This is a genomic window from Rhodococcus sp. SBT000017 (assembly GCF_003688915.1).
Taxonomy (GTDB): Bacteria; Actinomycetota; Actinomycetes; order Mycobacteriales; family Mycobacteriaceae; genus Rhodococcoides.
Window position 1 is genome coordinate 1,436,043 of sequence record NZ_REFU01000001.1, and the last position, 17,929, is coordinate 1,453,971.

17 protein-coding genes are annotated in these 17,929 nt (G+C 64.0%); 5 read left to right on the forward strand and 12 right to left on the reverse strand.

All coding sequences use genetic code 11. The annotated features are described in order from the left end of the window. Position 1: 1 nt before the first annotated feature. Together AYK61_RS06425 and AYK61_RS06430 are read right to left on the reverse strand one after the other, a co-directional pair. Positions 2-817: an NUDIX hydrolase gene (locus tag AYK61_RS06425; RefSeq protein ID WP_121870217.1), complete on the reverse strand. Its 816-nt coding sequence runs from the start codon at positions 815-817 to the stop codon at positions 2-4. A 47-nt stretch (positions 818-864) separates the two neighbouring features. Beyond that, the gene (locus AYK61_RS06430; RefSeq protein WP_121872500.1) at positions 865-1,707 is read right to left on the reverse strand and encodes an ABC transporter ATP-binding protein; all 843 of its coding nucleotides are present in this window, start codon (positions 1,705-1,707) and stop codon (positions 865-867) included. A 31-nt stretch (positions 1,708-1,738) separates the two neighbouring features. Here AYK61_RS06430 and glgX point away from each other — a divergent pair, with 31 nt between their 5' ends. Then, entirely contained in the window at positions 1,739-3,904 is a 2,166-nt protein-coding gene (gene glgX, locus AYK61_RS06435; RefSeq protein WP_183130186.1) for a glycogen debranching protein GlgX, read from the forward strand. Between the two features lie 658 nt (positions 3,905-4,562). Here the strand turns inward: glgX and AYK61_RS06445 are convergent. The 3 genes from AYK61_RS06445 to ctaD form a co-directional block, all read right to left on the reverse strand. Next, positions 4,563-5,339, reverse strand: a complete 777-nt coding sequence (locus AYK61_RS06445) for an aminoacyl-tRNA hydrolase (RefSeq protein WP_121872502.1) — start codon at positions 5,337-5,339, stop codon at positions 4,563-4,565. An 11-nt stretch (positions 5,340-5,350) separates the two neighbouring features. Next, complete coding sequence (gene serB, locus AYK61_RS06450) at positions 5,351-6,577, reverse strand: phosphoserine phosphatase SerB (RefSeq protein ID WP_121870218.1); 1,227 nt, start codon at positions 6,575-6,577, stop codon at positions 5,351-5,353. Between the two features lie 145 nt (positions 6,578-6,722). Continuing rightward, entirely contained in the window at positions 6,723-8,513 is a 1,791-nt protein-coding gene (ctaD, locus tag AYK61_RS06455) for a cytochrome c oxidase subunit I (protein WP_121870219.1), read from the reverse strand. Between the two features lie 383 nt (positions 8,514-8,896). Here ctaD and AYK61_RS06465 point away from each other — a divergent pair, with 383 nt between their 5' ends. The 4 genes from AYK61_RS06465 (at position 8,897) to AYK61_RS06480 (ending at position 11,596) form a co-directional block, all read left to right on the forward strand. Then, positions 8,897-9,901: an iron-siderophore ABC transporter substrate-binding protein gene (locus tag AYK61_RS06465; protein ID WP_121870221.1), complete on the forward strand. Its 1,005-nt coding sequence runs from the start codon at positions 8,897-8,899 to the stop codon at positions 9,899-9,901. 4 nt (positions 9,902-9,905) lie between these two features. Continuing rightward, positions 9,906-10,379: an NUDIX domain-containing protein gene (locus AYK61_RS06470; RefSeq protein WP_121870222.1), complete on the forward strand. Its 474-nt coding sequence runs from the start codon at positions 9,906-9,908 to the stop codon at positions 10,377-10,379. Positions 10,380-10,477: 98 nt separating this feature from the next. Further along, positions 10,478-11,395, forward strand: coding sequence for an SPFH domain-containing protein (locus tag AYK61_RS06475; protein WP_183130188.1), 918 nt, complete (start codon positions 10,478-10,480; stop codon positions 11,393-11,395). Positions 11,396-11,398: 3 nt separating this feature from the next. Further along, a complete protein-coding gene (locus tag AYK61_RS06480) occupies positions 11,399-11,596 on the forward strand; it encodes a hypothetical protein (protein ID WP_037189794.1) in 198 nt (65 codons plus the stop codon). A 25-nt stretch (positions 11,597-11,621) separates the two neighbouring features. Here AYK61_RS06480 and nrdF read toward each other — a convergent pair whose 3' ends face one another. The 7 genes from nrdF to AYK61_RS06515 form a co-directional block, all read right to left on the reverse strand. Beyond that, positions 11,622-12,587, reverse strand: coding sequence for a class 1b ribonucleoside-diphosphate reductase subunit beta (gene nrdF, locus AYK61_RS06485; RefSeq protein WP_008717549.1), 966 nt, complete (start codon positions 12,585-12,587; stop codon positions 11,622-11,624). Positions 12,588-12,635: 48 nt separating this feature from the next. Then, positions 12,636-13,730 carry a type IV toxin-antitoxin system AbiEi family antitoxin domain-containing protein gene (locus tag AYK61_RS06490; protein ID WP_121870223.1) on the reverse strand — a complete coding sequence of 365 codons (1,095 nt, stop codon included), beginning with the start codon at positions 13,728-13,730 and terminating at the stop codon, positions 12,636-12,638. A 91-nt stretch (positions 13,731-13,821) separates the two neighbouring features. Further along, positions 13,822-15,987: a class 1b ribonucleoside-diphosphate reductase subunit alpha gene (nrdE, locus tag AYK61_RS06495; RefSeq protein WP_121870224.1), complete on the reverse strand. Its 2,166-nt coding sequence runs from the start codon at positions 15,985-15,987 to the stop codon at positions 13,822-13,824. A gap of 36 nt (positions 15,988-16,023) precedes the next feature. Continuing rightward, positions 16,024-16,485 carry a class Ib ribonucleoside-diphosphate reductase assembly flavoprotein NrdI gene (nrdI, locus tag AYK61_RS06500; protein WP_121870225.1) on the reverse strand — a complete coding sequence of 154 codons (462 nt, stop codon included), beginning with the start codon at positions 16,483-16,485 and terminating at the stop codon, positions 16,024-16,026. Positions 16,486-16,509: 24 nt separating this feature from the next. Further along, the gene (locus tag AYK61_RS06505) at positions 16,510-16,743 is read right to left on the reverse strand and encodes a redoxin NrdH (RefSeq protein ID WP_032398330.1); all 234 of its coding nucleotides are present in this window, start codon (positions 16,741-16,743) and stop codon (positions 16,510-16,512) included. Between the two features lie 412 nt (positions 16,744-17,155). After that, on the reverse strand, positions 17,156-17,278 hold the full coding sequence (gene ykgO / locus AYK61_RS06510; RefSeq protein WP_037189801.1) for a type B 50S ribosomal protein L36: 123 nt from the start codon (positions 17,276-17,278) through the stop codon (positions 17,156-17,158). Positions 17,279-17,321: 43 nt separating this feature from the next. Further along, positions 17,322-17,888, reverse strand: coding sequence for an NAD(P)H-dependent oxidoreductase (locus AYK61_RS06515; RefSeq protein ID WP_121870226.1), 567 nt, complete (start codon positions 17,886-17,888; stop codon positions 17,322-17,324). Positions 17,889-17,929: the final 41 nt, after the last annotated feature.

The following is a 17,929-nucleotide window of genomic DNA, read 5'->3' on the forward strand; positions in this document are numbered from 1 at the left end:
ATCAGCGATCCGACCAGGGATGTCGCGTTCCGGCGTAGTACGCATCGTCGCCGTCGAAGAGCACCCGGACCGTCCCGTCCGTGCGAGTGAGAATCGGTAGGACCGGGGCGATCTCGCGGTCGTGATCGACGACCTGGGCGACGGTGTCGAACCGAGACAGTGCGTCCAGTTGGCTCCAGGTCGGCGGCAGGAGAATGGTGTTTCCCGACCGCCAGTCCGCCAGTGCGTCACCGGTCGAACGCCAGCTCACCGATACTGCCTCGCTGGTCTCGCCGTCCGCATTCTGGCCCTCGGGCAGCACTGCGACGAAAAACCGGGTGTCGTACCGTCGCGCTTCGCCCACCGGGGTGATCCAGTGCGACCACGGCCGGAGCAAATCCGATCGCAGCACCAGGTCGTGGGCGGTGAGGAATTCGGCGAACGACACCTCCCGACGCTCGAGCCGACACCGCTCCGCAGCGAACGGAGCGGTGTCGGCAACGATCGAATCCGGCGTCGAGCCGGCCAACAGCACGCCGCACTCCTCGAACGTCTCGCGCGCCGCAGCACACACCAGAGCCTGCGCCTTGCCCTCGTCGATTCCGAAGCGCTCGGCCCACCACGACGGCGGCGGCCCTGCCCAGCGCACGTCCGCTGCCGCGTCCGAGGGGTCGACTCCGCCACCGGGAAACACCGTCATGCCACCCGCGAACGCCATGCCACCGACGCGTTCGAGCAGGAACACCTCGATGTCGGGCCGCGAAGAACCGTCACGGATCAAGATGACCGTCGAGGCGTCCCGTGCCTGTACGTGATCGGCAGCACTGTTCGAGCTCATGAAAGGCAACGTACCGCTGCACAACGCGGCGCAGTCGCTCGGTCCACCTACCGGCGGTGCGCCCCGGCAGCCCGAGTCCGCCGCGCGAAGAACCGACCGTCGACGCGATCGAGCGCGATCGACTGACTGAATGCCTCGGTCAGGTTCTCCGCGGTGATGACGTCGTCGACCAGCCCCTGGGCCACCACCCCGCCTTCCTTGAGCAACAACGCGTGACTGAAGCCCGGCGGAATTTCTTCCACGTGGTGGGTTATCAGCACGGTGGCGGGGGCGTCGGGATCGGCCGCGAGGTCGGTCAGGCGTGCCACCAGTTCCTCGCGTCCACCGAGGTCGAGGCCTGCCGCCGGCTCGTCGAGCAAGAGGAGTTCGGGATCGGTCATCAGAGCGCGGGCGATGAGAACACGCTTTCGCTCGCCTTCGGACAGCGTGCCGTAGGTGCGGGTGGCGAGATGTTCGGCACCGAGGCTCTCGAGCATTTCGACTGCGCGCTCGGTGTCGACCGCGTCGTATTTCTCTCGCCAACGACCCAGTACCGAATACCCTGCGGACACCACCAGATCGGACACGAGTTCGTCGGACGGAATGCGCTGCGCCAGCGAGGAGGACGACAAGCCGATCCGCGGTCGGAGTTCGGAGACGTCCGCCTTGCCCATGACCTCACCGAGAACGTGGGCGACACCGGACGTGGGATGGATCTCGGCCGCAGCGATACGCAGCAGGGACGTCTTTCCGGCGCCGTTCGGGCCGAGGACGACCCACCGTTCGTCCAGTTCCACCTTCCAGGTGACGGGTCCCACCAGGGTCGCACCACCGCGGCGGACGACTACGTCGGTGAAATCTACGAGCAGGTCGGGATCCGGTTCAGACACGACGCCTATCTTCCCGCACATCGACCGTGCATTCACGGCAGGATGTGCACGCGTGTCGCCCAATGACGATCTGCCTCGTAGCTCCCACCGGACCGCCGGCGGCGAGTCCGCCTCGAACCCGCCCGGATCACCGTTCCCACTGGGTGCCACTGCACTGTCGACTGGCACTCAATTTGCAGTCCATGCACCCGAGGCCGATGGAGTCGAGGTGTGCCTGATCGATCCGGACGGCGGTGAACGACGGGTGGAGCTGACCACCCGCACGTTCGGAGTGCGACATGCCTTCGTCCCGGGAGTGCGGCCCGGTGACCGATACGGCTTCCGCGCCCACGGGCGGTGGGACCCGCACTCCGGCCGCCGGTTCAACGGATCGAAGATTCTGCTCGATCCAGCGGCGCGCCAGGTGACCGGAGTATTCGGAGACCCATCGGCATTGCTCGCCTACGAGGACGACCCGTTCGGTGCGCCCAGTTCTCGCGACTCGCTCGGCCACCTCCCGCTCGGCGTCGTCCGCGCAGCTGACGATCACGTCGGCCGTCCCGCGCGCCCCGAGGTGCCCTGGGACCGAACCGTCCTCTACGAGCTGCACGTGGGATCGTTCACAGCCCGCAATCCTGCTGTGCCCCAGCATCTTCGCGGCACATACCTGGGGCTCGCCGAGCCGGCGGTCCTCGAACATCTCGCGCGCATCGGCATCACGTCGGTGGAATTGCTGCCCGTACACACCACCTTCACCGAACCCGGCGTCCGCGCCCGGGGTATGCGAAACCACTGGGGGTACTCGACGGGTGCGTACTTCGCACCGGATCCACGGTTCGCCGCTGTTCCCGGTGCCGAGGTGGACGAATTTCGCACCATGGTCGACGCGCTGCACGCTGCCGGGATCGAGGTGATCCTCGACGTCGTCTACAACCACACGTGCGAATCCGCGGTCGACGGCCCCTCGATCAGCTGGCGTGGACTCGATGCGCCCGGCTACTACCTACTGGACGGACGCGGATCGGACGTCGATCTGACCGGCTGCGGCAACACCCTCGATTCCGCGTCGCCCGCGGTCGTGCGGATGGTGTGCGATAGCCTTCGGTACTGGGTCGAGGACGTGGGTGTCGACGGCTTCCGATTCGACCTCGCCAGCACTCTCGGCCGGCCCGGCGGTTGGCGATTCGATTCTCGCGCACCGTTGTTGACCGCCATTGCCACCGATCCGGTCCTGGCTCGGGTCAAATTGATCGCCGAGCCGTGGGACGCCACCGGTGCCGGCTATCAGGTCGGTAACTTCGGAGTGGCCTGGACGGAATGGAACGATCGCTATCGCGACACGGTCCGGCGCTTCTGGGCGGGCCAGCACGGCGTCCGCGAATTGGCCTCGCGCCTGGCCGGTTCGGAAGATCTCTTCGCGGGCGGCGGACGCCTGCCGTGGGCGTCGATCAACTTCGTCACCGCGCACGACGGGTTCACCGCCCGCGATCTGGTGTCCTACGAGCGAAAACACAACGAGGCCAACGGCGAAGAGAACAGGGACGGGACCGACAACAACTCCTCGGTCAACCACGGCGTCGAGGGGCCGAGCGACGATCCGGCCGTCGTCGAGGCCCGGGGACGCCACGTCCGGGCACTACTGGCAACCCTGACGCTCTCCACCGGTACACCGATGCTGCTTGCCGGCGACGAACTGGGACACAGTCAGGGAGGCAACAACAACGCGTACTGCGTCGCCGAGGATGCACCGGCGGCAGACGCATGGGCAATCGACTGGGACGGTGCGGACCAGAACATGATTCGCTTCGTGGGTCGACTGCTTCGCGTCCGAGCGAGCGCTCCGACACTACGTCAGCAGGAGTTCTTCACCGGCCGCGCGACACCGACCGGCCGACCCGATCTGGTGTGGTTCGATTCCGCCGGAGTCGAATTCGACACGGACCGATGGAACGACGACTCGGTGCGCACCATTCAGGCCTGGGTGGACGGTTCCGACGTCCGCTCCTACGCCTCCGACGGCGGGCAGGTGGACGACGCCAGTTCGCTCCTCGTCCTTCATTCCGGCGGCCCCGCCGACATCACTCTGGCGTGCCCGAGTTGGTCGTCGTCGCGGTTCGTTCCGGTCCTCGATTCCTCGCGTGTGGACGGAGTGCCCTCGGATACCACTGCGCTGGAACCGGGTTCGACGATATCGGTGACCGGATCGACAGTCCTGGTACTGCGCAGCGCAGGCAGATGAGTCATGAACAATTGCACGAGCGGACCGACTCCGAGCGCATAGAGAACCGTCCCGACGCCGAGCGTCCCGCCGAGCAACCAACCGGTGAGCACCACCGACAACTCGATTCCGGTGCGGGTGAGGCGAATCGACCATCCGGTCCTGGCCACCAGACCGGTCATCAGTCCGTCTCGTGGCCCCGGCCCCATCCCGGCACCGATGTACAGCGCGGTCGCGAACGCGTTGATCACGATGCCCGACACCATGGCCAGGGTCCTGATCGGCAGCCCGTCGAGATGCGGCAACAGTGCTGACGTCGCGTCCACCGCAACGGCGATCACCACTACGTTGCTCACGGTGCCGAGGCCAGGACGTTGCCGCAGCGGGATCCACATCAGCAGTACGGCCACGCCGGTGATCGCGGTGATGGTTCCGAAGCTGAGCGAGAGGTGACTCTCGAGACCCTGGTGAAAGACGTCCCATGGGTTGACGCCCAGTCCACCGGCGATCATCAACGACATCGACGCCCCGTACAGCCACAGCCCCACGTACAAGGCGGCCAACCGAGACGGAAGCCGGCGACCGGCGACAAGACGACGTGGTGAGGTGAACATGCTTCCAGTCTCGGGGCTACTGGATATGTTCGGCATAGCCACTTGTACGACAGTGGACCCCAGCTCTAGAGAACGGCAATCACGGTCGTCGATCCGGGTGCCACTTCGGTGAAGCCTGCATCCCGCACCGCGACGGCACGTCCGGCGCGAACCTCGTCCAGTGCACGCGACCATTGTTCCGGGTTCGCGGATCGGGCCGAACATGCGAAACCCGCCGCAGCCCACTCGCGGCATTGCTCCGTGCTCATCGCACCCGCCAGCAGCATCGACGCGTGCCCTACCTGAGCGGCCGCCTTACCCACCGTCATCGACAGGGAGGCGTCGATCCACAACACAGGGCCGGGCGAGACCGAGGGTTCGTCTTCGGCCGACACGTCGGTCCCACCGATCTGCAGCCGCTTGATCCGCGGATCCAGATCGCCGACCCGACCGGGCACGAAAGCGCGTGCCGAGGCTCCCCCGACGTCGACCGTCACACCCGGAACATCCTGCGCCGCACGCCACTGTGCTCCGCGTGCACGTCGGGCAACCTTCCGGATGCGAGCCGACGTCCACTCGGCGAAGGCCACGTTCCACGACGCGCCGACGCCCACTCGCGGGTCCAGGCACAGCGCAACGGTTGCTCTGGCAGCTGCCTCGAGCAACTCACTACGCAGGGGCGGATCGATTTTGGGTATGTGCAACACCAACGGCATGGCCAGAACCTGCGACGGATCTGCCGGGTCCTCGGCTCCGCCGTACCCACGAGCGAGCTCGGCGTGGCGCGAGTCGAACGTGTTGTCCGGTGAGAATTCCTCGGCCGGAGTCTCGACGACCACATCGTCCGGTGCATCGCCGGTCATGCGATCGCCGGTCATGGGATCGGGACGCGGCGGACTCCCCCGTCGACCGCGTCCGCAGCTTCGATCTCGTTGCGGGTGACGCCGAGGATGAACAGAACTGCATCCAGATACGGATGCGAGATGGCCGTGTCGGCGATCTCTCGCAACGCAGGCTTGGCGTTGAAGGCGACACCGAGGCCCGCGGCCGTCAGCATGTCGATGTCGTTCGCTCCGTCGCCGACGGCGACGGTCTGCTCCATCGGCACTCCCGACTGTGCCGCGAACTCACGCAGTGCGGTCGCTTTCGCAGCACGATCGACCACTTCTCCGATAACCCGGCCGGTGAGCTTGCCGTCGACGATCTCGAGGGTGTTCGCCTTGACGTAGTCGAGTTCGAGTTCGTGCGCGAGTCCCTCGATGACCTGGCGGAATCCTCCGGATACGACGCCGCAGGCGAACCCGAGACGTCGGAGGGTGCGGATGGTGGTCCTGGCCCCTGCCGTCAGTTCCAGGCTTTCGCCCACTTCGTCGATGACGGATTCGTCGAGGCCGGCCAACACGGCGACCCGCTGTTCGAGCGACTCCGCGAAGTCGATCTCACCGCGCATGGCAGCTTCGGTGACCGCGCGCACCTCGTCCTCGCGTCCGGCGCGAGCTGCCAACATTTCGATGACCTCCCCCTGAACGAGCGTGGAGTCGACGTCGAACACGATCAGCCGCTTGGATCGCCGTGCAATTCCGCCGCGCTGCACGGCGATGTCGACGCCGATTCCGGCTGCGATGGCCGCCAGACCGGTACGCAGTTGCAGGTCGGCATCCGGCGAGGTGTCTTTCGCGGTCACCTGAAGTTCGAGGCCCGTGACGGGATAGTCGGCAATCCCGCGAATGGAATCGATGTTCGCGCCCTGTCGGGCGAGTTCACGGGAGATGGTGCTGAAAGCGCGAGCTGTCACGGGTCGGCCCAGAACGACGACGACGTGGGTGGCCAGGCTCTGACCGCCACCCCGCGTGGTGTCGATCTCGACATCGACGTGAACGCCGACCGTCGCCATCGCGTCCTCGAGCTCTTCCTGGAGAGCCTCGGGGTCGCGGGGACAGGACAGCAGAACGCCGAGAGTCAGTCTGCCGCGGATGACCACCTGCTCGACGTCGAGGAGGCTGACGTTGTGCCGTGACAGTGCTGCGAACAGCACCGATGTGACGCCCGGCTTGTCGGGTCCCGTCACCGTCACCAGCACTGCGGTGTCGCTCGAAGTCACCGGATCTCCCTTTCGCGCACGGCCAGCGGCCGGATAGGTCTTCGTGTCACCTGTCGTGGACGAGCCAGCCCGAACACGCCACGAGATTGTCGCAAGCGAAGAGCCCCACCCGGTAGCCGGGAGGGGCTCTCGCTGCTGCTGTGGACTACTTGGGGTCCGGGTCTCCGGACCCTTCGTGATCGCTGGTGGCGATCGGAGCCCGACGGGCCTGTTCGAGGACTGCGGTGGTCTTACCGCCGTGCGCTCCCGGCCCGACGTGCGCTTCCGCGCGCATCCGTTCGACCATGTGCGGGTAGTGCAACTCGAAGGCCGGACGCTCGGAACGGATCCGAGGCAGTTCGGTGAAGTTGTGCCGCGGCGGCGGGCAGGAGGTGGCCCACTCCAACGAGTTGCCGTAGCCCCACGGATCATCGACGGTGACGACCTCGCCGTATCGGTAGGACTTGAACACGTTCCACACGAACGGCAGTGTCGAGGCACCGAGGATGAAGGCACCGATCGTGGAGATGACGTTCAACTCGGTGAACCCGTCCGAGGGCAGGTAGTCGGCGTAGCGACGCGGCATGCCCTCGTTTCCGAGCCAGTGCTGCACCAGGAACGTGGCGTGGAATCCGAAGAACGTCAGCCAGAAGTGCCACTTGCCCAGCGCCTCGTCCATCATCCGGCCCGTCATCTTCGGGAACCAGAAGTAGATGCCGGCGTACGTCGCGAACACCACGGTGCCGAACACCACGTAGTGGAAGTGGGCGACCACGAAGTACGTGTCGGTGACCTGGAAGTCGATGGGCGGCGATGCCAGCAGAACACCGGTCAGTCCGCCGAAGACGAAGGTGATCAGGAACCCGATCGAGAACAGCATCGGCGTTTCCAGTGTCACCTGGCCTCGCCACATCGTGCCGACCCAGTTGAAGATCTTCACACCCGTCGGCACCGCGATCAGGAACGTCATGAAGGAGAAGAACGGCAGCAACACAGCACCCGTGGCGTACATGTGGTGCGCCCACACTGCGATGGAGAGGGCGGCGATCGCGATCGTCGCGTAGATCAGACCCGAGTAGCCGAAGATCGGCTTACGCGAGAAGACGGGGAACACCTCGGAGACGATTCCGAAGAACGGCAGCGCGATGATGTAGACCTCGGGGTGACCGAAGAACCAGAACAGGTGCTGCCACAACAGCACTCCGCCGGTTGCCGGGTCGAACAGATGCGCCCCCAGATGTCGGTCGGCCGCCAGGCCGAGCAACGCGGCCGTCAGCAGCGGGAACGCCAGCAGGATCAGAATGGACGTCACCAGGATGTTCCAGGTGAAGATCGGCATACGGAACATCGTCATACCGGGAGCACGCAGGCAGATCACGGTGGTGATCATGTTGACGCCACCGAGGATGGTACCGAGACCACCGACGGCCAGGCCCATGATCCACAGGTCCGCACCGACACCGGGCGAGTGCAGGGCCGAGGTGAGCGGGGTGTACGCGGTCCACCCGAAGTCGGCGGCACCGCCGGGGGTGATGAATCCGGCCGTGGCGATCAACGCGCCGAACAGGTAGAGCCAGTACGAGAAGGCGTTCAGCCGCGGGAACGCGACGTCGGGAGCGCCGATCTGCAGCGGAAGGATGTAGTTCGCGAATCCGAACACGATCGGCGTCGCGTACAGCAGCAGCATGATGGTGCCGTGCATGGTGAAGAGCTGGTTGTACTGCTCGTTGGACAGGAACTGCATTCCCGGAATGGCCAACTCGGCGCGCATCAGCAGCGCCATGAGTCCACCGACCAGGAAGAACGCGAACGATGTCGCGATGTACATGATTCCCAACACCTTGGGATCGGTGGTCGTCACCGCTTTGTGCAGGAACGACCCCTTCGGTCCCGTCCGCGGCGGGAACGGCCGAGCAGCATCCACCGCGGGAGCGGGCCTAGGCGCTAGGGCAGTCACAGATCCTCCTGATTGCGCGTCGGACCTCGAACCACGAGGCGACGTCATCTAGTCGTGCGCTCCTCGAATCGTAGACCGTCGGACCGACGCTTGCCGAACCGGTCCTACCGTGTGTCGTATTGGGCCGAACAGAGCATGCCCGGATCGCGCGATCTGCCTGCGCTGTCGGCCTTTCCGACGCAGTCGGGAACGCCGCGAGAGTTGCAGATTCCGGACGCTCGACGGCGTCCGTTCGGGTGTTCTGCGACGGCCGCCTTCCGATACTGTGTGAGACCACCCGACCCGTCGAAGGAAGTCCCGCGTTGCCACTCCACCCACGAGTCCCCCGTTCGTGTGCGCCGCGCAGGATCGGCGCCGTCGCCGCCGTGTGCCTTGCCGCCGCCATGGCGCTGGCCGGCTGCTCCGATTCCGAGACGCAGGACGACGCATCCACCATCATTCGCACCACCACGAACATCGCCGGTGCCGGAGTGGTCGGAAACAATCGGGACACCGTGGGACTGTGCCCCGCGCTCGCACCACTCGACCCGACCGGAATCGAGGGTGACACCCGACCCGTGGGACATGCCGAGGGGATCAGTGCCCTTCCGGCCGACCCGCAGCGCATCGTCGTGCTCGATGCCGCGGGCCTGGACGCGAGCTGCGCAGTCGGAATCTGGGAGCGGGTCGTCGGGGCGGCCACGATCGACCCGGATTTCCGCGGTGACGGCGATCAACCGCTGTACCTGGGCACCGGATTGGCGTCCGTCCCGTCCGTCGGCCCGGTGGGTGCACCGGACATCGATGCCATCGCCGCCCTCGACCCCGATCTGATCCTGGGTGCAGATTTGCTCGGGTCCAACACCTACGACGAACTGACGACCATCGCCCCGACCGTCTTCACCGCAACCGGGCAGGGCTGGAAGGACACCTTCCTGCAATCCGCGGCGGCGCTCGGTCGCGGCCAAGCGGGATTCGAGGCACTCGCGTCGTTCTCCGCGGATGCCGAACGGGTCGGTCGCGAGATCGACGCCACCCAGACCCAGGCGTCCGTCGTTAGATTCGATGCGGACTCCATCGAGGTGGACGGACCGAACTCGTTCGCGGGGCAGATACTCGCTGAGGTCGGAGTCGGCCGGCCCCAGAGCCAGCGCGACGCCGCATTCTCGGTCGAGACCGACGACCTCTCGCCGGTCGAGGGAGACATCGTCTACGTGCGATTCGCGGGCCCCGACGGCGAGACGTTCGGGCGCGAGGTGATGGACGGTGACGCGTGGCACGCTCTCGGTTCGGTCACCGACGGTCGGGTGTTCGCCGTGAACGACACGGTGTGGTCGGGCAGCGGCGTCGTCGCTGCGCGGGCCGTTCTGGACGATCTGTCCGCTTCCCTCAACGCCTACGTCTCCTGACGCGATGCCGATTCCCGAGTTCGTCCGCGCACTGCGCAGTGTCGTCGGTACGTCGCCCCTGTGGTTGTCCGGTGTCAGCGCTGTCGTTCTCGACGACGACCGGCGTGTGCTCCTGACCCTGCGAGCGGACAACAACACCTGGGCCGTGGTTTCCGGAATTCTCGAACCGGGCGAGGAACCTGCCCCGGCCGCCCTGCGCGAGATCGGCGAGGAAACCGGAGTCGACGCCTCGATCTTGCGTCTGACGAGCGTCGACGTGACGGATCCGATCGCGTACCCCAATGGCGACGTCGCGCAGTATCTCGACATCACGTTTCTCGCTCGGTACACCGGCGGCACCCCTCATGTGGCCGACGACGAGAATCTCGACGTAGCCTGGTTCGCACTCGACGCACTCCCGGAAAACCTTACGGCCACTTCACGATTGCGGATCGAGAAGGCCATCGCCGGTGATCCGTCGGCGTGGTTCCGGCGCTGACTCGCCCGCCGAACACGACTGACCGATTCTCCCGATCCAGCGCTTGCCATCGCTAAATGTGATACCACTTTAGTATCACCATTGAGAGGGAGGTTCTCATGTCCGCACCCGCAACCGTCGCCGAGAAGCCGACGGGCACCCCGACCACCACCATTGCCGAGCGCCCGGGTTGGGATCTGCCCGGCTGGTCGATGCTCGGCATCGGCCTCGCACTGCTCCTCGGTGGAATCGCCGCGTTCGCGCTCGGACTCGTGTTCACCGTCGTCTGGCTCGTCGTGACCGGAGTCGTCCTGTTCGTTCTCTCATTGCCTGCACTCATGGGTCTGACGCTGGTGCAACCGAATCAGGCTCGCGTTCTTCAGCTTCTCGGGAGTTCGTACAGCGGCACCCTGCGGACACCGGGTCTGCGCTGGACCAATCCGTTGACGTACCGCAGGGCCATCTCGACGCGTATCCGCAACCACGAGACCGGCCAATCGAAGGTCAACGACGCCGACGGCAATCCGATCGAGATCTCCGCCATCGTCGTCTGGCAGGTTGCCGATACCGCGCTGGCATCGTTCCAGGTCGATGACTACGAGGAGTTCGTCGCCGTCCAGACCGAGTCGGCCGTCCGGCACATCGCCGGCAGCTACCCGTACGACGCCGAAGGGCGAATGTCGTTGCGGGAGAACGCCGACGAGATCACCGCCGCCATGTCGGAGGAGGTGCACGCACGGGTACGTTCGGCCGGTGTCGAGGTGATCGAAACCCGAATCAACCGGCTGGCCTATGCCCCGGAGATCGCCCAGGCCATGTTGCGACGTCAGCAGGCCGGGGCAGTCATCGCCGCCCGTCAGCAGATAGTCGAAGGTGCCGTCGGAATGGTGGAGATGGCTCTCGGGAAGCTCGAGGAGAAGCACGTCGTCGAGCTCGACGAGGAGCGCAAGGCCACGATGGTGTCGAATCTGCTCGTGGTGCTGTGCAGCGACCGCGACACGCAACCTGTCGTCAACACCGGATCGCTGTATCAGTGAGCCATGGCCGTCGAACGTAAGAAGATTCTGCTGCGGTTGGACCCAGCGGTGCACGACGCCCTCGCCCGCTGGGCCTCCGACGAGTTGCGGAGCACCAACGCTCAGATCGAGTTCCTGTTGCGCCGCGCTCTGAGCGAGAAGGGCCGAATGCCCAAGGACGCCGAGGACATTCGCCCGCCGGGACGCCCACCGAATTCGTGAGCGTCCCGGAACGGCGCGGGCGGGCTCAGAAGTCCCAGTCCTCGTCTTCGGTGTTGACGGCCTTGCCGATGACGTACGAGGAACCCGAGCCGGAGAAGAAGTCGTGGTTCTCGTCGGCGTTGGGTGAGAGCGCCGACAGGATCGCCGGGTTGACGTCCGTCTCGTCCTTGGGGAACAGGCCCTCGTAGCCGAGATTGTTCAGTGCTTTGTTGGCGTTGTAGCGCAGGAACTTCTTGACGTCCTCGGTCAGGCCGATCTCGTCGTAGAGGTCCTGGGTGTACTCGACCTCGTTGTCGTACAACTCGAACAGCAACTCGAACGTGTAGTTCTTGAGCTCCTCGCGCTGCGCCTCGCTGACCTTCTCGAGACCCTTCTGGTACTTGTAGCCGATGTAGTACCCGTGCACGGCCTCGTCGCGGATGATCAGCCGGATCAGGTCCGCGGTGTTGGTGAGCTTGGCCCGCGAGGACCAGTACATCGGCAGGTAGAAGCCGGAGTAGAACAGGAACGACTCGAGCAGCGTCGACGCGACCTTGCGCTTGAGCGGATCGTCACCGTGGTAGAAGTTCAGGACGATCTCGGCTTTGCGCTGGAGGTTGACGTTCTCCTCGGACCAGCGGAATGCATCGTCGATGTCGCGGGTGGAGCTGAGGGTGGAGAAGATGGAGCTGTAGCTCTTGGCGTGCACCGACTCCATGAACGCGATGTTGGTGTACACCGCTTCCTCGTGGGGAGTGATGGCATCCGGGATGAGGCTGACCGCGCCGACCGTGCCCTGAATGGTGTCGAGCAGTGTCAACCCGGTGAACACCCGCATCGTCAACTGCTTCTCCACGGCGGTCAGCGTTGCCCACGACGGGATGTCGTTGGATACCGGCACCTTCTCCGGCAACCAGAAATTGCTGGTGAGGCGCTCCCACACTTCGGAGTCCTTGTCGTCCTGGACCCTGTTCCAATTGATTGCGGAAACGCGATCGATGAGCTTCACCATGTGTCCTATCTACCGGGGAAATCTGCCGAATACTGGCCTGCCTGAACACTACCTGTTGTGTCGGACATCAATGGCTAACACAAGATCTGTGTCGTGCGCCTTTTGCGTACCTATTCGTGCGCAAAGTGCGCACGACGTGGGCACGACATCCCACCCCTCACGCCGCAGAACTCGCGCGACGTCTCGCGCCACCCCACACGGATCGCTGTTGACTTCCTCGTAGCCGAACACGAGTCGTGCACGCCCCGCGAGTTCCGCAGCGTTGTCGCGTCGCCGATCCCGGAACGCGACCTCGCGCATCGAATGAAAGCGACGCCCGTCCAGCCGCACCGACACCGCGCGAGATCCGATCCGATATTCGACGTCCTCGTACAGGGTCCGACCGTCCACTCGTACCGGGCACTGCCGGTCGGCAACCGGAAGCCCATGAGCCGCTTCGACGTTGGTTGCGTATTCGAGCTCGAGGATCGACTGAACTCCATTCGCGAGTAGGTCGATGGCCTTCCCGAGTACGGTGCAGTACCGGTACGGACGTCGGACAGCGATCTGCTCACGCACGTCGGTCAGGCGGATTCCGCGATCGGTCACCGACGACACCAAGCTCGCGAAAGCCTGCTCGGGCGTCGATTCCGCCACCGCGAGATCGATTGCGGTATCCACCAATGTCGTGCGCGGCATGTTGCCGGCTACACCGATGTGTTTGTGCGCGCGGGATCGGTGCACGACCACTCCGGGATGAAGTGCCGATCCAACTCCTGCCACCAGCCTGGTCCCTACGGCAGCGGCTTTGCGCGCAGTAGACCGTTGGTTGCGTGCAGACTTCCCGTACGGAACGGTCACATGGACCGGAGCGGTGGGCTCGGTCTGCCGAAAACCCCATTCCTCGGCTGCTGACCGATGACTCAGCATCGAATGTCCACCTCCGTACAGAAGTGCTGCCATCAGAATCCGATCGCGTGTCAACGGCCCGGTGAAGACGGAGTAGACGCCTCTGAGAACGATGATCCATGCCCCACTGTCCACCAGCGTGCGAACCCGATTCCGGCTGTAGCCCAATGCCGTGACCTGCGACTGCGTGAACAGCCCCACCTGCGTATCGATCAGAACCTGTAGTTCTCGACCGTCCCCCCGACCATGTTCCATGGCCGGTCATCCTGCCCAGCGGGTACGACATCTTTCGTCGTGCGCCTTTTGCGTACCTCCAGGTGCGCAAAAGGCGCACGAGGGCGGAGCCCTACAGCATGCAGGACACGCAACCCTCCACCTCGGTGCCTTCGAGGGCCAACTGGCGCAGGCGGATGTAGTACAGCGTCTTGATGCCCTTGCGCCATGCGTAGATCTGCGCGCGGTTGATGTCGCGGGTGGTGGCGGTGTCCTTGAAGAACAGCGTCAACGACAGGCCCTGATCGACGTGTTGCGTTGCGGCAGCGTAGGTGTCGATGATCTTCTCGTACCCGATCTCGTACGCATCCTGGTAGAAGTCCAGGTTGTCGTTGTCGAGATACGGAGCCGGGTAGTAGACGCGACCGATCTTGCCTTCCTTGCGGATCTCGATCTTCGACGCCACCGGGTGAATCGACGAGGTGGAGTTGTTGATGTACGAGATGGAACCGGTCGGCGGGACGGCCTGCAGGTTCTGGTTGTAGATCCCGTGCTCTTGCACGGACGCCTTCAACGTCGTCCAATCCGCCTGGGTGGGAACCGATACGCCCGAGTCGGCGAACAACTTCGCCACCTTCGGTGTGGCCGGCTCCCAGACCTGGTCGGTGTACTTGTCGAAGAACTCACCCGACGCGTACTTGGAGTCGGGGAAACCCTTGAAGTTCTGACCGCGATCCTTCGCCAGCTGATTCGACGCCTGAAGCGCATGGAACAGCACGGTGTAGAAGTAGATGTTCGTGAAGTCGATGCCCTCGGTCGAACCGTAGTGAATTCGCTCGCGCGCCAGGTAGCCGTGCAGATTCATCTGCCCGAGGCCGATCGCATGAGAATCGTTGTTGCCCTGCTCGATCGACGGCACCGAGAAGATGTGCGTTTGATCCGACACCGCGGTGAGGCCGCGAATGGCCACTGCGATCGTCTTACCGAAATCGGGCGAGTCCATCGTCTTGGCGATGTTCAGCGAGCCGAGGTTGCACGAGATGTCCTTGCCGACATGACTGTACGAGAGGTCGTCGTTGAACGTGGACGGCGTCGAGACCTGCAGGATCTCCGAGCACAGGTTCGAGTGAGTGATCTTGCCCTTCACCGGGTTCGCGCGATTGACGGTGTCCTCGTACATGATGTACGGGTAGCCGGACTCGAACTGCAACTCGGCGAGCGTCTGAAAGAACTCGCGCGACTTGATCTTGGTCTTGCGGATCCGCTTGTCGTCGACCATCTCGTAGTACTTCTCGGAGACGTCGATGTCTGCGAACGGGACGCCGTAGATGCGCTCGACGTCGTAGGGCGAGAACAGGTACATGTCCTCGTTCTTCTTCGCGAGCTCGAACGTGATGTCCGGGATGACGATTCCGAGCGAGAGCGTCTTGATCCTGATCTTCTCGTCCGCGTTCTCACGCTTGGTGTCGAGGAATTTGTAGACGTCGGGGTGATGCGCGTGCAGGTACACCGCGCCTGCGCCCTGACGTGCACCGAGCTGGTTGGCGTACGAGAACGAGTCCTCGAGCAGCTTCATGATCGGGATGACACCCGAGGATTGGTTCTCGATGCGCTTGATCGGCGCGCCGGCCTCGCGAATATTGCTCAGCAGCAACGCAACTCCGCCACCGCGCTTGGACAGCTGAAGGGCCGAGTTGATGGAGCGGCCGATGGACTCCATGTTGTCTTCGATACGAAGCAGGAAGCAGGACACGGGCTCGCCGCGCTGCTTCTTGCCGGAGTTGAGGAAGGTGGGCGTCGCGGGCTGGAAGCGCCCGGCGATGATTTCGTCGACCAGATCTGTGGCCAGAGCCTCGTCGCCGGCGGCCAGTGTCAGCGCCACCATGCACACCCGGTCCTCGAAACGCTCGAGGTAACGCTTGCCGTCGAACGTCTTGAGCGTGTACGAGGTGTAGTACTTGAACGCCCCGAGGAACGTGGGGAACCGGAACTTCTTCGAGTACGCGTGGTTGATCAGGAACTTGACGAACTCGCGAGAGTACTGGTCCAGAACCTCGGGTTCGTAATAGTTCTCCTCGACGAGGTAGTCCAGCTTCTCGTCGAGATCGTGGAAGAACACGGTGTTCTGGTTGACGTGCTGCAGGAAGTACTGATTGGCAGCCTCGCGATCCTTCTCGAACTGGATCTCACCGTTGGGGCCGTACAGATTGAGCATCGCGTTGAGCGCGTGGTAATCCATGTCGCCGTCGCCGCGGACGGTGGTGGGTACGGGTCCTGCGTCGGTGATGGTCGGTGCCACGGCGATGCTCCTACTGGGTATGTGGTGTGTGGTGCTCTAGTGCGTGTGGGCGGCGCGTCGGACTTCACGTTCCCAGAAGTCCTCCAGTCCCTCGCGGACCCGCACTACGTCCTCGGGGGTGCCCATCAATTCGAAGCGGTACAGATACGGAACGGCGCACTTCTGCGAAATGACATCTCCCGCAAAGCAGAAGGAGTCACCGAAGTTCGTGTTTCCGGCAGCGATGACGGCTCGGATCAACGAACGATTGTGCTCGTCGTTGAGAAACTTGATCACTCGCTTGGGGACGTAGTTGGTGTCGCGCCCGGAGTAGGTGGTCCCTCCCCCGTACGTCGGCACGATGAGAACGTAAGGAGAGTCGACACGAAAGGTGCCGTCCGGATCACGCAGAGGGATGCGTGTGGCAGGAATGTCCAGCTTCGAGACGAAGCGATGAGTGTTCTCGGACACGCTGGAGAAGTAGACCAGTGAGTGGGAGGACTGCGGTTGCGAACTCACCGCTCACTCACTTTCTCGTACTGTTCAAGCAGCGTTCGCTGCGAGGGTTTTGATGCGATCAGGACGGAAGCCGGACCAGTGATCGTCACCGGCGACGACTACCGGGGCCTGCAGGTAGCCGAGGGCCATGACGTAGTCACGCGCTTCGGGATCCTGCGAGATGTCGATGACGGAGTACTCGATACCGGCTTTGTCGAGGGCGCGGTAGGTGGCATTGCACTGAACGCAGGCGGGCTTGGTGTAAACGGTGATGCTCATGGTGTCCCTCTTTCCGTTGTCGCCATCGGGTGCACCGACGCGACCGATGTGCTCTGCGTGTGGCACCGAGAACATCTCCCGCTCAGGGCGACTTCGACCTGCTCGAACCCGTTTGTGCACGTTCTTCGAGTTGTGGCCTCTCGGTCGGTCAAACACTACACCTAGTGTCCGACATCTGCCTAGAACACGAGATGTTGCGAACAACACGCTTGGTATTCGCTGGTCACGGCGTTGCCCAGCCGCAAATATCGGTCAGTTTCGGCGTGTCGCGGGTCACAGCACCGGCATGTTGTTCGTCACAACGGGACCCTGCCCGGACGGTGACGTGTGCCGACGACCGCCGACCCTCCCCCGACACGACGAAGGACCCTCGAATTTCTCCGAGGGTCCTTCGTCGGCGATCACACTGTCGTCAGCGCTGGCGCGCTTTGAACCGCGGTTCCTTCTTGTTGATGACGAACACCGTGCCGCGGCGTCGTACCACCTGTGCGCCGGGCTTGTTCTTGAGCGATTTCAATGAGTTTCTCACCTTCATGCAATCATCCTACATGAAAACGATTCCCATAATCGACATGGGGTCAGGCACTGACGAGTTCGTCGGCGACCTTGACCAGCTCGGCGACAACGTGGCCGATCTCACCGGAGACCTCGACGTTCTCACGCGGATGGGCCGAACCGAACTTCTCCGCGATGCCGCCGATGGAGAGCTGGACATCTTCGAGAACGGTTCCGCCTGCGATGCGCACGGCCTTGCAGGTGTCCTCGTGCGCCCACTTGGCTCCGTTACCACTGATCGACGCGCTGATGACGACGACCGGCTTGCCCACCATGGCACCCGCACCGTACGGGCGCGAGAGCCAGTCGATGGCGTTCTTCAGCACGGCCGGGATGGTGCCGTTGTATTCGGGCGTGACCAGCAACAACGCCGAAGCCTTCTCTGCAGCGGCCCGCAGAGCGAGCGCGGCCGCGGGCTCCGATCCCTCGACGTCGATGTCTTCGTTGTAGAAGGGGACATCTCCGAGTCCGTCGTACATCACTACCTCGGCACCGGCGGGAGCGACGGTGACAGCGGTCTCGGCGATCCGCTTGTTCACCGACTCGGCGCGCAAGCTTCCGACGAGAACGAGTACATGAGCGTCTGACATGAGGTTATTCCTTCGCAAGTTCGGATGACGTGATCGTCGTG